Source organism: Haemophilus haemolyticus, from assembly GCF_003352385.1.
GTDB lineage: Bacteria > Pseudomonadota > Gammaproteobacteria > Enterobacterales > Pasteurellaceae > Haemophilus > Haemophilus haemolyticus_I.
On sequence record NZ_CP031243.1, the window covers coordinates 106,575 to 121,528 of the forward strand.

25 protein-coding genes and 1 pseudogene are annotated in these 14,954 nt (G+C 36.6%); 2 read left to right on the plus strand and 24 right to left on the minus strand.

Annotated features, from left to right (window positions below; translation table 11 throughout):
* The first annotated feature begins 107 nt into the window (after positions 1–107).
* Both DV428_RS00535 and DV428_RS00540 read left to right on the plus strand, forming a co-directional pair.
* On the plus strand, positions 108–1,187 hold the full coding sequence (locus DV428_RS00535) for an anaerobic sulfatase maturase (protein WP_114908316.1): 1,080 nt from the start codon (positions 108–110) through the stop codon (positions 1,185–1,187).
* A 121-nt stretch (positions 1,188–1,308) separates the two neighbouring features.
* Positions 1,309–1,905: a Crp/Fnr family transcriptional regulator gene (locus DV428_RS00540; RefSeq protein ID WP_005635738.1), complete on the plus strand. Its 597-nt coding sequence runs from the start codon at positions 1,309–1,311 to the stop codon at positions 1,903–1,905.
* 121 nt (positions 1,906–2,026) lie between these two features.
* On the opposite strand, the gene rplQ is transcribed toward DV428_RS00540, so the two are convergent.
* The 24 genes and pseudogenes from rplQ to rplP form a co-directional block, all read right to left on the minus strand.
* The gene (gene rplQ / locus DV428_RS00545) at positions 2,027–2,413 is read right to left on the minus strand and encodes a 50S ribosomal protein L17 (protein ID WP_114908317.1); all 387 of its coding nucleotides are present in this window, start codon (positions 2,411–2,413) and stop codon (positions 2,027–2,029) included.
* A gap of 40 nt (positions 2,414–2,453) precedes the next feature.
* Positions 2,454–3,443, minus strand: coding sequence for a DNA-directed RNA polymerase subunit alpha (locus DV428_RS00550; protein ID WP_053465810.1), 990 nt, complete (start codon positions 3,441–3,443; stop codon positions 2,454–2,456).
* Between the two features lie 31 nt (positions 3,444–3,474).
* Positions 3,475–4,095 (minus strand): 30S ribosomal protein S4, encoded by a 621-nt coding sequence (gene rpsD / locus DV428_RS00555; RefSeq protein ID WP_005625866.1) that lies wholly within the window; start codon positions 4,093–4,095, stop codon positions 3,475–3,477.
* 28 nt (positions 4,096–4,123) lie between these two features.
* Complete coding sequence (rpsK, locus tag DV428_RS00560) at positions 4,124–4,513, minus strand: 30S ribosomal protein S11 (protein WP_012072238.1); 390 nt, start codon at positions 4,511–4,513, stop codon at positions 4,124–4,126.
* A 16-nt stretch (positions 4,514–4,529) separates the two neighbouring features.
* A complete protein-coding gene (gene rpsM, locus DV428_RS00565; RefSeq protein WP_005625867.1) occupies positions 4,530–4,886 on the minus strand; it encodes a 30S ribosomal protein S13 in 357 nt (118 codons plus the stop codon).
* 141 nt (positions 4,887–5,027) lie between these two features.
* Complete coding sequence (rpmJ, locus tag DV428_RS00570) at positions 5,028–5,141, minus strand: 50S ribosomal protein L36 (protein WP_005625868.1); 114 nt, start codon at positions 5,139–5,141, stop codon at positions 5,028–5,030.
* A 28-nt stretch (positions 5,142–5,169) separates the two neighbouring features.
* A complete protein-coding gene (secY, locus tag DV428_RS00575; RefSeq protein WP_005625869.1) occupies positions 5,170–6,495 on the minus strand; it encodes a preprotein translocase subunit SecY in 1,326 nt (441 codons plus the stop codon).
* 7 nt (positions 6,496–6,502) lie between these two features.
* Positions 6,503–6,937: a 50S ribosomal protein L15 gene (rplO, locus tag DV428_RS00580; RefSeq protein ID WP_114908318.1), complete on the minus strand. Its 435-nt coding sequence runs from the start codon at positions 6,935–6,937 to the stop codon at positions 6,503–6,505.
* Between the two features lie 3 nt (positions 6,938–6,940).
* A complete protein-coding gene (rpmD, locus tag DV428_RS00585) occupies positions 6,941–7,120 on the minus strand; it encodes a 50S ribosomal protein L30 (protein WP_005543631.1) in 180 nt (59 codons plus the stop codon).
* Positions 7,121–7,126: 6 nt separating this feature from the next.
* Positions 7,127–7,627, minus strand: coding sequence for a 30S ribosomal protein S5 (gene rpsE, locus DV428_RS00590; protein ID WP_005625871.1), 501 nt, complete (start codon positions 7,625–7,627; stop codon positions 7,127–7,129).
* 14 nt (positions 7,628–7,641) lie between these two features.
* Positions 7,642–7,995, minus strand: a complete 354-nt coding sequence (gene rplR, locus DV428_RS00595; protein ID WP_005625873.1) for a 50S ribosomal protein L18 — start codon at positions 7,993–7,995, stop codon at positions 7,642–7,644.
* 13 nt (positions 7,996–8,008) lie between these two features.
* Positions 8,009–8,542 carry a 50S ribosomal protein L6 gene (gene rplF / locus DV428_RS00600; protein WP_005625876.1) on the minus strand — a complete coding sequence of 178 codons (534 nt, stop codon included), beginning with the start codon at positions 8,540–8,542 and terminating at the stop codon, positions 8,009–8,011.
* Positions 8,543–8,557: 15 nt separating this feature from the next.
* Positions 8,558–8,950 carry a 30S ribosomal protein S8 gene (gene rpsH / locus DV428_RS00605; RefSeq protein WP_005625877.1) on the minus strand — a complete coding sequence of 131 codons (393 nt, stop codon included), beginning with the start codon at positions 8,948–8,950 and terminating at the stop codon, positions 8,558–8,560.
* A 36-nt stretch (positions 8,951–8,986) separates the two neighbouring features.
* Positions 8,987–9,292: a 30S ribosomal protein S14 gene (gene rpsN / locus DV428_RS00610; protein WP_005625879.1), complete on the minus strand. Its 306-nt coding sequence runs from the start codon at positions 9,290–9,292 to the stop codon at positions 8,987–8,989.
* A gap of 11 nt (positions 9,293–9,303) precedes the next feature.
* Positions 9,304–9,843: a 50S ribosomal protein L5 gene (rplE, locus tag DV428_RS00615; protein WP_005625881.1), complete on the minus strand. Its 540-nt coding sequence runs from the start codon at positions 9,841–9,843 to the stop codon at positions 9,304–9,306.
* A 17-nt stretch (positions 9,844–9,860) separates the two neighbouring features.
* On the minus strand, positions 9,861–10,172 hold the full coding sequence (rplX, locus tag DV428_RS00620) for a 50S ribosomal protein L24 (protein WP_005635734.1): 312 nt from the start codon (positions 10,170–10,172) through the stop codon (positions 9,861–9,863).
* A gap of 10 nt (positions 10,173–10,182) precedes the next feature.
* Positions 10,183–10,554 carry a 50S ribosomal protein L14 gene (gene rplN, locus DV428_RS00625; protein ID WP_005548786.1) on the minus strand — a complete coding sequence of 124 codons (372 nt, stop codon included), beginning with the start codon at positions 10,552–10,554 and terminating at the stop codon, positions 10,183–10,185.
* Between the two features lie 282 nt (positions 10,555–10,836).
* On the minus strand, positions 10,837–11,430 hold the full coding sequence (locus DV428_RS00630) for a hypothetical protein (protein ID WP_114908319.1): 594 nt from the start codon (positions 11,428–11,430) through the stop codon (positions 10,837–10,839).
* A 317-nt stretch (positions 11,431–11,747) separates the two neighbouring features.
* Positions 11,748–12,029: pseudogene (locus tag DV428_RS09790) on the minus strand (hypothetical protein); the annotation flags it as partial.
* A gap of 655 nt (positions 12,030–12,684) precedes the next feature.
* Positions 12,685–13,548 (minus strand): hypothetical protein, encoded by an 864-nt coding sequence (locus DV428_RS00640; RefSeq protein WP_114908321.1) that lies wholly within the window; start codon positions 13,546–13,548, stop codon positions 12,685–12,687.
* Positions 13,549–13,561: 13 nt separating this feature from the next.
* Positions 13,562–14,011, minus strand: coding sequence for a hypothetical protein (locus tag DV428_RS00645; RefSeq protein ID WP_239993708.1), 450 nt, complete (start codon positions 14,009–14,011; stop codon positions 13,562–13,564).
* An 81-nt stretch (positions 14,012–14,092) separates the two neighbouring features.
* Positions 14,093–14,350, minus strand: coding sequence for a 30S ribosomal protein S17 (gene rpsQ, locus DV428_RS00650; protein WP_005625886.1), 258 nt, complete (start codon positions 14,348–14,350; stop codon positions 14,093–14,095).
* A complete protein-coding gene (gene rpmC / locus DV428_RS00655; protein WP_005625888.1) occupies positions 14,350–14,541 on the minus strand; it encodes a 50S ribosomal protein L29 in 192 nt (63 codons plus the stop codon). The genes rpsQ and rpmC overlap by 1 nt, the downstream gene beginning before the upstream one ends.
* Complete coding sequence (gene rplP / locus DV428_RS00660) at positions 14,541–14,951, minus strand: 50S ribosomal protein L16 (protein WP_114908323.1); 411 nt, start codon at positions 14,949–14,951, stop codon at positions 14,541–14,543. The genes rpmC and rplP overlap by 1 nt, the downstream gene beginning before the upstream one ends.
* Positions 14,952–14,954 lie beyond the last annotated feature (3 nt).

Here is a 14,954-nt window from a genome sequence, read left to right on the forward strand (position 1 = left end):
TAATATATTCTAATTGTGGCGTAAGGAGATGAGCATATCTTATGATCAGCATCATATACACTTAAAAATATTCTGTTATGATGAAAAAAATAGAAAGGATATGATGTATGAACGCATTTCAATTAATGGCAAAACCTACTGGCTCAATTTGTAATTTAGATTGCCAGTATTGCTTTTACTTGGAAAAACCTCATTTAAATCAACGAGCCATGAATGATGAGGTATTAGAAACCTATATCAAATCTTACATAGAAACAGCCCCTCAACAACAAGTAACTTTCCTCTGGCAAGGCGGTGAGCCAACCATGGCAGGCCTTGATTTCTATAAAAGAGCGGTCGATTTTCAGCATAAATATGCTAATGGGAAACAAATTGAAAATTCGCTACAAACCAATGGTGTATTGCTTAATGCCGATTGGTGCCGTTTTCTACATGATCATAATTTTCTTGTAGGGCTTTCTATAGATGGTCCTGAACACTTACACGATACCTATCGTTTAACTAAAAATGGCAAAGGCACATTTCAACAAGTAATAGATGCACTAGATTTACTACATAACTATCAAGTATCTTTTAATACTCTCACAGTAGTGCATAATCTAAATGTCCTACATGGCAAAGAAATTTATCATTTTCTAAAACGAATTGGATCGCCATATATGCAATTTATTCCACTAATGGGAAATTATAAGCAACAAGCCTCTGCAAAGGATTATGGCCAGTTTCTAATTAATATTTTTGATGAATGGTACGCTAATGATGTAGGAAAAATTGGGATTCAGTTTATTGAACAATGGTTTATGGCCTATCTTGGATTACAACCTGATTTATGTATTTTTCGTGAAACCTGCGGTGATCAATTAGTTATTGAACAAAATGGGGATATTTATAGTTGCGATCATTATGTTTACCCTGAGTACAAGTTGGGAAACCTCATAGAAACACCACTAGTAACATTAGTTGATAACATAAAACAAAAACATTTCGGTTCAGAGAAATCCTTTCTTTCCGAACGATGCAAAAGCTGTAAATTTCGTTTTGCCTGTCATGGAGGTTGCCCAAAACATCGAACTGTTCAAGGATTTGGAAAACCACATAATCAACTATGTGAAGCCTATTATGCAGCTCTCTCTCACATGGAACCCTATTTGAAAGAATTTGCAAAATGCTTTGGTAAAGCAAAATAACATTATTCATTTAAAATAAAAATTTTGTTACCAAGTTAACACTTTTAAAACTTGCTTATAGCGGATAAAAACAGAAATTTGTATAGTAACCTAAAGTTGTTTATGTATTAAAAGGATATTTATGTCAAGCTCATCACCTTATTTACCTCAAAACTTACATCAATGCATTATTTCTGAAAGTAAAACGCTAGGGAAAAACAGCTTAATTTATACTCAAGGTGAAAAACCTAAAGAATTTTATTTTTTAAAACGAGGACTTGTCGGGCTTTATCATAGCTTAGAAAATGGTAAAGAAACCTTGATTCGACTTTATCACGCTAACGAATATTTTGGGTTTAGAACAATCTTTAGTGAAACAACTTATCATTGTAGTGCAAAGGTATTACTAGAAGCAGATATTATTCGTATATTTCCTGGAAATCACACTACTTTTATCGCAAATAATCCTGATTTTTCCTGCTATCTAATGAAGCAACTCTCAAATGAATTATATGACGCAGAACACCGAGTAAGTAGTACAGCCTATAAACGAAGCTACGAGCGTATAATTGATGCGATTGAAAATCTAACTGAAAGTTATCCCGATTATCCTTGGACCTACCGAGAAGTAGCTGAATTTTGTGGATGTGAAACAGAAACTGCTATTCGTATTAGTCAAGAATTAAAGAAACAAGGAATTCTAGATAAAAATACAAGACATTTACGAATCTGCTCTTAAATTTAAGATTATGGTTTTGAACTATCTATATAAATAATATTATCAATAAATAAAGTGCTTTTTACTTACATATAAAATAAAAAAGCTCACTATAAAGTGAGCTTTTCCTTTGAATTGATTTTTATTCCTCAGTAGCTGCTTCAGCAACTTCTGGGCGATCAACTAACTCAATGTATGCCATTGGTGCATTATCGCCTGCACGGAAACCACATTTCAAAATGCGAGTGTAACCACCTGCACGTTGAGCAAAACGTGGACCTAATTCATTGAATAATTTCGCAACAGTTTCGATGTTACGAGTACGAGCGAATGCTAAACGACGGTTTGCAACGCTATCTTCTTTTGCTAATGTAATTAACGGTTCAACTACACGGCGTAATTCTTTAGCTTTAGGCAAAGTAGTCTTAATGATTTCATGACTAACTAAAGCACTTGCTAAGTTACGAAACATCGCTTGGCGATGGCTGCTATTACGGTTTAGTTGACGACCACTCTTACGATGGCGCATGATCTTATCCTTCTCAGAAAAATCTTAACCTATGACCAAACTAGTCTTCAGCAATACTTGCTGGTGGCCAATTCTCAAGGCGCATACCAAGTGACAAGCCACGTGAAGCGAGCACATCCTTAATTTCAGTAAGAGATTTCTTACCAAGATTAGGTGTTTTTAATAATTCAACTTCTGTACGTTGTACTAAATCACCGATATAATGAATTGTTTCTGCTTTCAAACAGTTAGCAGAACGAACTGTCAACTCTAAATCATCTACAGGACGTAATAAAATCGGATCAAACTCCGGTTTTTCTTCCTTAATCTCAGGTTGACGAACATCACGCAAATCAACGAATGCATCGAGTTGTTCTGCTAAAATTGTTGCTGCACGACGAATTGCTTCTTCAGGCTCAAGCGTACCGTTAGTTTCTAACTCAATAACAAGCTTATCTAAGTCCGTACGTTGTTCTACACGCGCTGCTTCTACATTGTATGCAATGCGATCTACAGGGCTATAACAAGCATCCACTAATAAACGACCGATTGGACGCTCCTCAGTTTGGCTATGTGTACGAGCTGAAGCTGGAACATATCCTCTACCACGTTGAACACGAATACGCATACTAATCGATGCATTCTCATCTGTTAAGTGACAGATTACGTGATCCGGATTCACAATTTCAACATCACCATCGTGGGTAATGTCCGCTGCAACAACAGGGCCAATTCCAGATTTATTTAGTGTCAGAATAACGTCATCTTTATTCTGTACTTTAACCGCTAGACCTTTAAGGTTTAAAAGTACTTCAAGAACATCTTCTTGAACACCTTCCTTACTACTATATTCGTGCAATACGCCATCAATTTCTACTTCAGTTACAGCACAACCTGGCATTGAAGACAGAAGGATACGACGCAATGCATTACCTAGAGTATGGCCAAAACCGCGCTCTAACGGTTCTAAGATCACCTTAGCATGAGTTGAACTAATTTGTTCAATATCTACTAAACGTGGTTTTAAAAATTCTGTAACAGAACCCTGCATTTTATCCTCTCTTTGCTTTTAAGCTTAACTATTATTTAGAGTAAAGCTCAACGATCAGATGTTCGTTAATGTCTGCTGATAAATCAGAACGTTCAGGAACACGTTTGAACACACCTTCCATTTTCGCAGAATCAACTTCTAACCAAGTTGGTTTCTCTCTTTGTTCTGCTAATTCTAATGATGCTTTAATACGTGCTTGTTTTTTAGATTTCTCACGAACAGCAACAACATCATTTACTGAAACTTGGAATGATGGAATATTAACAACACGACCATTTACAACAATCGCTTTGTGGCTCACTAATTGACGAGCTTCTGCGCGAGTTGCAGCAAATCCCATGCGATAAACAACGTTATCCAATCTACCTTCTAATAACACTAATAAGTTTTCACCAGTGTTACCTTTTAAACGGTTTGCTTCTTTATAGTAGTTACGGAATTGACGTTCTAAAATACCATAGATACGACGAACCTTTTGTTTTTCACGTAATTGACTACCATAGTCAGACAAACGCGGTTTACGAGCACCGTGTTGACCAGGTGCTGTATCAATTTTACATTTTGAATCAATCGCACGCACGCCTGATTTAAGGAATAAATCAGTGCCTTCACGACGGCTGAGCTTGAGTTTTGGACCCAAATATCTTGCCATTTTCTTTCTCCAACTATCCTATTACGTCTTAAACACGACGTTTTTTCGGTGGACGACAACCGTTATGAGGAATCGGAGTCACATCAGTAATATTCGTGATACGGAAACCCGCTGCGTTTAACGCGCGAATTGTTGATTCACGACCTGGACCCGGACCTTTAACCATAACTTCCAAATTCTTTAAACCAAATTCTTTAACCATTTCTGCGCAACGCTCTGCAGCAACTTGAGCAGCAAATGGAGTTGATTTACGAGAACCACGGAAACCTGAACCACCAGCGGTTGCCCAAGCTAGTGCATTACCTTGACGGTCAGTAATGGTTACGATTGTATTATTGAAAGACGCATGAATATGTGCTACGCCATCTACAACTTGTTTTTTTACACGTTTACGTGCACGAACTGGTGTTTTAGCCATTCTTTATTTACCCCGACTATTTTTTGATCGGCTTACGTGGACCCTTACGGGTACGCGCATTAGTTTTAGTACGTTGACCACGTACCGGTAAACTACGACGGTGACGTAAACCACGATAACAACCTAAGTCTAAAAGACGTTTGATGTTTAGTGTTACTTCACGACGTAAATCACCTTCAACGGTAAATTTACCAACTTCGTCACGCAGTTTGTCAATCTGCTCTTCAGACAATTCTCTGATCTTAACATCTTCAGCAATACCCGCCGCAGCACAAATAGCTTTTGAACGAGTCTTACCAATACCGTAAATTGCAGTTAAAGCGATTACAGCGTGTTTATGATCAGGAATGTTAATGCCTGCAATACGGGCCACTATGCACTCCTATTATTTTAACTAATTTGGTATTCTGATCTTGAAAAGCCCGTTTTCAGGATACTCAAACAGAATACCAAGGACATAAATGAGTTGAGCAGTATAACTGCTCAACTGGTTCTTTGCAAGAAAAAATATGAATTAACCTTGACGTTGTTTATGTTTAGGATCGCTGCACAATACGCGTACAACACCTTCACGTTTAACAATTTTACAGTTACGACACATTTTCTTTACGGAAGCACGAACTTTCATTGCTTATCCTTTTATACTAAATGAACAATTATTGTCCAAAACCTTTAAGGTTTGCTTTTTTCAACGCAGACTCATATTGAGACGACATTAAGTGACTCTGAACCTGCACGATGAAATCCATAATTACAACGACTACAATTAAAAGAGATGTTCCACCGAAGTAAAATTTAACATCCCAAGCCGATGTCATAATATAAGGAACTAAACACACAAACGTTACATAAAGACCGCCAATTAGTGTAAGACGAGTCATAACTTTATCAATATAACGAGATGTTTGTTCCCCTGGTCTAATTCCTGGAATAAATGCACCAGATTTTTTTAGATTATCTGCTGTATCTCGCGGATTATACTGCATTGCAGTGTAAAAGAAGCTAAAGAAAATAATTGCTACAGCATAAACAAGTAAATAAAGAGGCTGACCAGGATTCAACAACATAGATAAGTTATTTAACCACTCAAACTTATCATTTTGTCCAAACCATTGAGTTAAGGTAGCTGGAAATAAAATAATACTTGAGGCAAAAATTGCCGGCATTACGTTTGCCATATTTACTTTCAATGGTAAATGTGTTGAATGACCACCTAAAATTTGACGACCTTGTTGACGCTTCGCATATTCAACGCGAATTCTGCGCTGTCCTCTTTCAACAAAAACAACGAAATAAGTTACTGCAAATACAATAGCTGCGATCAGAAGAAGCACTAATGGATGCATCTGTCCTTGACGAGCCTGCTCAATAGTTTGAAGTATAGCTGATGGTAAACCAGCTACGATACCGCCAAAAACAAGAATTGAAATACCGTTACCAATACCTCTTTCAGTAATTTGTTCACCTAACCACATTAGGAACATAGTTCCAGTTACCAAGCTAACAACTGAAGTGAAGTAAAAACCAAATCCAACATTTGGCACTAAACCAGGTAACATATTTGGTAAACCTGTTGAAATAGCTACTGCCTGAATGGTTGCAAAAACAACTGTCGCATACCGAGTATACTTAGAAATTTTACGTTGACCAGCAGCACCTTCTTTCTTTAATTCTGCTAAAGCAGGAGAAACCGTTGCAAGCAACTGAATTACAATAGATGCCGAGATATACGGCATAATACCTAATGCTAAGATAGATGCACGGCTTAATGCACCACCAGAGAACATGTTAAACATGTCAATGATGGTGCCTTTTTGTTGTTCAACTAATTGAGCTAGCACAGCCGCATCAATACCAGGAACCGGAATGAAAGAACCAATTCGGTAAACGATAAGCGCACCTAAAACGAAAAGTAATCGGCTTTTTAATTCACCTTTACCGCTATTAGTACTTCTTGCTTGATAACCTGGTTGTTTAGCCATTTGCTAATTATTCCTCAACTGAACCGCCAGCAGCTTCAATTGCTGCTTTTGCACCCTTAGTTACACGCAAACCACGAACTGTTACTGCTGATTTCACTTCACCCGCTAAAACTACTTTAGCGAATTGGATATCTTTAGTTAAGATATTTGCTGCTTTTAATGTTTCTAAGGTTACTATATTACCTTCAACTTTGGTTAACTCATTCAAACGAACTTCTGCAGTTACTGCAGCTTTCATTGAAGTAAAACCAAATTTTGGTAAACGACGGTATAACGGCATTTGACCACCTTCGAAACCGCGACGAACACCGCCACCAGTACGAGATTTTTGACCTTTATGACCACGGCCACCAGTCTTGCCTAAACCTGAACCAATACCACGACCGAGGCGTTTAGAGCTATGCTTTGCACCTTCAGCCGGAGATAGAGTATTTAAACGCATCTCTTACTCCTCCACTTTAACCATGTATGAAACTTGGTTAATCATACCACGTACTGCAGGCGTATCAATTAACTCAACAGTGTGGTGCATATGGCGAAGACCAAGACCACGCAAGGTAGCTTTATGCTTCGGTAAACGAGCAATTGAGCTACGAACTTGTGTTACTTTAATAGTTTTAGCCATTATTCATTACCCCAAGATTTCATCAACAGTTTTACCGCGTTTTGCAGCAACCATTTCTGGTGATTTCATGTTTGCTAATGCATCAATAGTTGCACGAACAACGTTAATTGGGTTGGTAGAACCATACGCTTTAGAAAGAACGTTACGTACACCTGCAACTTCTAATACTGCACGCATTGCACCACCAGCGATGATACCTGTACCTTCGCTTGCTGGCTGCATAAATACACGTGAACCAGTATGAACACCTTTAACTGGATGCTGTAATGTACCTTCATTCAAAGCAACGTTAATCATATTACGACGTGCTTTTTCCATTGCTTTTTGGATCGCTGCTGGAACTTCGCGCGCTTTACCATAACCAAAACCTACTCGGCCATTACCATCGCCCACTACAGTTAATGCAGTGAAACTCATAATACGACCACCTTTTACAGTTTTTGATACACGGTTTACTGCGATTAGCTTCTCTTGCAGTTCACCAACTTGTTTTTCGATGTTTGACATCTCAATTTACCTCATTAGAACTGTAGACCAGCTTCACGTGCAGCGTCCGCTAAAGTTTGGACACGACCATGATATTTAAAACCGGAACGATCAAAAGCAACAGCTTGAACGCCTTTTGCTAATGCGCGTTCTGCAACAGCTTTACCTACTGCAGCAGCAGCATCTTTATTACCGGTGTATTTTACTTGCTCACGAATTGCTTTCTCAACAGTTGAAGCAGCGGCAAGCACTTCTGAACCGTTTGGTGCAATAACTTGTGCATAAATATGACGTGGAGTGCGGTGAATAACTAAACGAGTTACACCTTGCTCTCTCATCATATGACGTGCACGAGCTGCACGACGGATACGAGCTGATTTCTTATCCATAGTGTTACCTTAATTATTTCTTCTTAGCCTCTTTGATACGTACCACTTCATCAGCGTAACGTACCCCTTTACCTTTATAAGGTTCAGGACGGCGATAAGCACGAATATCTGCTGCAACTTGACCGATCAACTGTTTGTCTGCACCTTTCAACACGATTTCGGTTTGAGATGGACATTCTGCAGTAATACCTGCCGGCAAAGTGTGCTCTACTGGGTGAGAATAGCCTAAACTTAATGCAATTGCATTACCTTTAAGTTGAGCTCTGTAACCTACACCCACCAATACTAATTTTTTAGTGAAACCTTCAGTAACACCGATAACCATTGCATTAACTAATGCACGTGCAGTACCCGATTGAGCATTTGCTTCAACAAAACCTTCACGTGGAGTGAACGTAAATTGTCCGTTATCTTGTTTTACTTCAACTGATTCATGAATTTTGCGAGATAACTCGCCATTTTTACCTTTTACTGTTAATAGCTGACCGTCGAGTTTAACTTCAACGCCGGCAGGAATATTAACAGGTGCCTTTGCAACACGAGACATTTTCCTACCTCTCTATTAAGCTACATAACAGATGATCTCACCGCCTAAACCTGCTTGACGAGCAGCGCGGTCAGTCATAACACCTTTAGATGTAGAAATAACTGCAACACCTAAACCGCCCATAACTTTTGGTAATTCATCTTTACGTTTGTAAATACGAAGACCAGGACGACTTACACGTTGGATGCTTTCTACAACTGGTTTGCCTTGGAAATATTTTAAAGTAATTTCCAATTCAGGTTTAGCACCTTCTAAAACTTTTACGCTTTCGATATAACCTTCAGCAGCTAATACGTTGGCAATTGCCACTTTTAGCTTGGAAGAAGGCATATTGATTGCAACTTTGTTCGCAGCTTGACCGTTACGAATACGGGTCAGCATATCTGCGATTGGATCTTGCATACTCATTGTACTTTTTCTCCGATTCCAAAATAAAGTGGTATATTACCAGCTCGCTTTTTTAAGGCCTGGGATTTCACCGCGCATTGCAGCTTCACGAACCTTAATTCGGCTTAAACCAAACTTACGTAAAACGCCATGAGGACGTCCAGTTTGGCGGCAACGGTTACGTTGACGAGATGGGCTAGAATCACGTGGTAAAGTTTGTAACTTTAACACTGCATCCCAACGATCTTCATCAGAGGCATTGACATCAGAAATAATTTTCTTTAATTCAACACGTTTTGCGTAGAATTTTTCAGCCAATTTAACGCGTTTTACATCGCGTGCTTTCATTGATTGTTTAGCCATTATAACCTGCCTTATTTACGGAATGGGAAATTAAAGGCAGCAAGTAGTGCTTGACCTTCTTCATCATTCTTAGCAGTAGTTGTGATAGTGATATCTAAACCACGTACACGATCTACTTTATCGTAATCGATTTCAGGGAAGATGATTTGTTCACGCACACCCATGCTATAGTTACCACGACCATCGAATGATTTAGCGCTTAAACCGCGGAAGTCACGAATACGTGGAACAGCAATTGTAATTAAACGTTCAAAGAACTCCCACATACGCTCACCGCGTAGTGTTACTTTACAACCGATTGGATATCCCTGACGGATTTTAAAGCCAGCAACAGATTTACGAGCTTTAGTTACTAAAGGTTTTTGACCGCTGATTGCTGCTAAGTCCGCTACTGCGTTGTCTAGCAATTTTTTGTCGGTCAATGCTTCACCCACACCCATATTCAGGGTAATCTTTTCGATTCGTGGGACTTGCATGACAGATTTGTAGCCGAATTTATTTTTTAATTCGCTTACTACTTGATCTCTGTAGTAATCATGCAGTTTCGCCATCGCATTACTCCAGTTTGTTAAATAATTTCATTGTTAGATTTGAAGAAACGTACTTTTTTGCCGTCTTCGAATCTAAAACCTACACGGTCAGCTTTATTTGTTTTAGGATTGAAAATCGCAACATTTGAAGCGTCGATTGCAGCTTCTTTCTTCACTAAACCACCAGCTTTTCCTAATGCAGGAACTGGTTTTTCATGTTTAGTAATGATGTTGATACCTTCAACAAACACTTTACCGTTTGGTAACACTTTAGTTACCTTGCCACGTTTGCCCTTATCTTTACCAGTAAGAACAATTACTTCATCATTTTGACGGATTTTAGCAGCCATTACATTCCCCTTACAGTACTTCTGGAGCTAAAGAAATGATCTTCATGAATTTCTCAGAACGAAGTTCACGAGTCACTGGTCCAAAAATACGAGTACCGATTGGTTGCTCAGTGTTATTATTTAAAATTACACAAGCGTTACCATCGAAACGAATAACTGAGCCATCTGGGCGACGAACACCCTTCTTGGTGCGCACAACAACTGCTTTTAGTACATCACCTTTTTTTACTTTACCGCGTGGAATTGCTTCTTTTACAGTAATTTTGATGATGTCACCAATCGCAGCATAACGACGGTGCGATCCACCTAGAACCTTGATACACATTACGCTGCGAGCGCCTGAATTATCAGCAACATCCAGCATAGTCTGTTCTTGGATCATATTAGTGCTCCGTTAAGATTAAAAAAACACCCTTTCGGGACGAACCCATCCGCACTACTCAGATAGAATGGCGGATAGGTGGCGGATTCTATCAAAAGAAAAAGAGAAAGGCAATGATAATTTACCTTTCTCTTCTTAACCTATTTACTAAATAATCCAGTTAAAATTTACCGCACTTTTAGAATTGTAAAATACCCCTATATTATTCTCAAAAGCTCATCTAATGAAAAATAAACTGCAGAAAAAATAAAATGCTCTCTTCTCTTACCTTAGATAAATTCATCAGTTTTTAGATTTTGGGAAAATCTCCTTGCCTAAAAGCCAAAGATACCGATCGAGTTCTTTTAAATTAAATCTTTCTAATTTATAAAATCTTTGAAAATCTATCAAAACCTCTTTAAATTTTCTGTAATTTTTTAAATCTTTCCTTTTAAACGCTGAAAATTTATCTACTTTATTAAAATAGAGGAGAACTTGCTCCACATAGCTATCATAAATTGGGAAAGCAATTGGATTATGATGACTACAATATTTAGTTGCAAAAGAGTAAAAATACTTCTCCTTACCACCAATTGTTACTTCTCCTAATTCACGAACTAATTCAATATCACCAGATTTTAAACGTTTATCTAGATCTTTAATACCCAAAATATGCTTTGCAAGATGATGAATAGCAAATATATTTGTACTATAAAAATCATTTAAGCATGATGTTTTCAATAAAATATCACTAATCTCAAGATTCTCAGGTAATAACTTTAGAAATAGTTTATTTAACGCTTTTTCTTGTGAAATATATTTTTCAAGTTTTTTCCATCCTTTAAGATGTTTATTAACTTCTGAAACACTGGGTTTAGGGGGTAAATATTCTTCCACATTTTCTCCACTTTATAAAACTAATGTCTAACTCAATCTAATCGTAACCATAGATTTTATATACCATCAAGTCATTACATCATGATTTCAGAATGAGGCAACGCAGCTTTTAATTTAGAGAATTCCGTTTCATTAAATTCAACAAGTTCATCATCAAAGTTCATTACTCGTCTTATATAAAGTTCTTTTAAATGATTTAATTTACTAAGTTTATACAATTCATCAATATTTATTCTATTATAGGAAAGATCTAAACTTTCTAACTTATTAAATCTAACAATCGAATTAAACATAACCTCGCTAATTAGGCCACTCCAATCTCTAAATGAAATAGATAAAATATAATTATTTAAGTAGAGTAAAGGCTCCAAATTATCAATCTCATAAACATTGTTAGGGATATTTATATTATCAAGCACTGGCTCTATAAAAGTATCATCTAACAAATATAATCCTGTTACATATTCTCCTAATAAGATTCCAAAAGTATCTCGATCATATATATCTGCTTCTGTATCAAAATCATTTTCATCGTAAAACTCTATGATGCCAATCTCCTCTTCTTGATTAGGAAGATCATGTATTAATATATACTTCATTGTATCAGATAAATGGCACCACCAATCCCAATCTGCATCAGAAATAAACTCATTGTCAGCAATCTCATCTTCTGACATTTGGCTTATCTTTCCAATTTTTTGACCATTAATAAAGTTTATTAGAGCTTTGTTAAAGTCATTGCTGTTTTTCTCATTTTCGAATTCAAAACCAACTGATTTTGCTATTTCGTCTAATATAGAGTTGAGATTGCGATGCATCACCGTTACATGTCCACTGACTTTTTCAATTAAAAACTCATCATACTCAGCATAGCCATCAGCGTCCTTTGAAAAATTAGAGTTTCCATTTATATGGGAAATAAGTCGGTAACTCAAACATTGAGGACTTTCCATTTTCCCATAGACAATACCCAATCTATTAAGAATTTCACGTAATATTTTAACTGTATCACGATATATTACTTTAACATCTTTGTCGCCTAATTCTATACGTAACTCATTATAAACTGCAAAATTTCTAATATTTTTATATCATAAACCAACTCCAATTTATTAGACAATAAAAATAGCCTATATATAATTAATATTTAAAGTTTATATAGGCTATAATTAATTATACCAAGATGCAGAATAAATATTTAACTTACTATTTTATATAGTTTCATAAAATTCATATGCACGTAATAATACTTTACTATGCAATAATCTCGCAATTTGGCAGCAATTCTTTAACTACATTTAATTCTTTATCCCCCAAGTAATCCTCTGTAAATGGGATTTTTACTTTCTCTAAATAGATTTTTTTAAGATTTTTAATATCCTTAAGTGAGTCTAATGAATATAAAAATAGATCATTACCTGAAAGATCTAATTCTTCTAATTGAGGAATACTAGCAATCATTGATATTACATATCCTTGAACAATTATATCTTTATCTCTAAGTGATAATGATGACAATTGCTTAATATGTGATAACTTGTCGAAATCATCTTCTACATCATAAACCTGCGGAATAATAAGAGAAGTAAGCGTTCCTTGGTTATATTTTCGTTCTGAATCATACTGACCAGTTAAATATTTACCTACATAGTAGCTAATGGTTGTATTTCTATCGTTAAGATCAACTGAAATAGAAATATCTCTATTTTCAGTATCCAATTCAGGAATTAAATTACGATCAGCTTCAAGGAATTTATCTTTAAGATTCCATAATAGAACACACTTCATTACATAAGATAAACTGCACCACCACTCCCAATCTTCATTAGAAATATTCCCAGTAGTATCTGTATCATTGATAAGTTCTTCTGGGAATTTATCCTCTGCTAATTTTGTCGTTTCTTTACGGGTATCAATTCCGTTGATGAAATTAATTAATCTATGACCAAAATAACGAGTATTCCACTCATCAGAATATTCAAAACCAAGATCTTCAGAAATTTCTCTTAACATGCTTCGTGTTTTTCTGTCACGACATCTGATAGTAACGGTATAATCTTCAGCAGATTCAATAATTAAATCTTTATAAATTGCACAACTTCTAATTTGTTTAGACATAACTAGCCCCAGATTACCAAAGTTTTAAAACAACTTGACCAAAGGCAACTAGGATAGGGTTACCATTTAGTTCATAGGTATTATTAGATGATGCGCTAACTTTAGGCTTAATTTTATCTCCATCTACAACCCAGATATCACCAGGGCGAACAACATATTTTGGCTTTAATTCTCGCCCATCCCATACCCAGACATCTTTAGAAGTACCAATATATTTAGGTTTAATTTCTTTACCACTTAAAACCCAAACATCACTAGAACTACCACCCGATTTAGGTTTTAGCTCACGTCCATCGCAAGACCATTTACTCGATAATGAAATTTTTGGCATAATCTTCTCCAGTACCATTATTAAAAATATTTTTATCAGTGTTTGTTTAGGTGTTATGTCAATAACACCTAAAAGAAGTATACTTCTTTGCGAAATTGACTTACTAAAAGAAAAAGTGCGGTTAAAATTCATTGAATTTTAACCGCACTTTAAAAACAAAAAAGCCAATAGACTCACACTATTGGCTTTTATTTTATTACTCTTTGTTATTAATTAAGCAATAACTGCTTTCTCAACAACACGAACTAAAGTCCAAGATTTGGTTTTTGATAGAGGGCGACATTCGCGAATCTCTACGGTATCACCAACTTTGGCTTCATTGTTCTCATCGTGTACGTGTAATTTAGTTGTACGACGGATAAATTTACCATATAAAGGGTGTTTTACCTTACGTTCAATAGCAACAACGAAAGATTTTTCCATTTTGTCGCTAACAACTTTACCTTGTACGCTACGAATTTTATCAGTCATTACTCACCCGCCTTTTCGGTTAATACAGTTTTTACACGTGCAATATCACGACGCACTTGTTTAGCCTGATGGGTTTGTTGAAGCTGACCGGTGGCTGTCTGCATACGCAACTTGAATTGTTCACCTAAAAGGTTTACTAATTCAGCATTCAGCTCTTCAACACTTTTTGTACGTAAATCTTGAGCTTTCATTACATCACCGTCTTAGTTACGAAAGTGGTCTTAACTGGCAATTTAGCAGCTGCTAATGCAAATGCATTTCTTGCTACTTCTTCAGACACACCATCCATTTCATAAAGCACTTTACCCGGTTGGATTAAGGCTACCCAGTACTCAACGTTACCTTTACCTTTACCCATACGGACTTCTAATGGTTTTTCAGTAATTGGTTTATCTGGGAATACACGAATCCAGATTTTACCTTGACGTTTTACTGCACGTGACATTGCACGACGTGCCGCTTCGATTTGACGAGCGGTTAAACGACAACGACCAACTGCTTTTAAACCGTAACTACCGAAACTAACTTCAGTACCGCCCGCGATACCACGGTTACGGCCTTTGTGAACTTTACGGAATTTTGTACGTTTTGGTTGCAACATTTA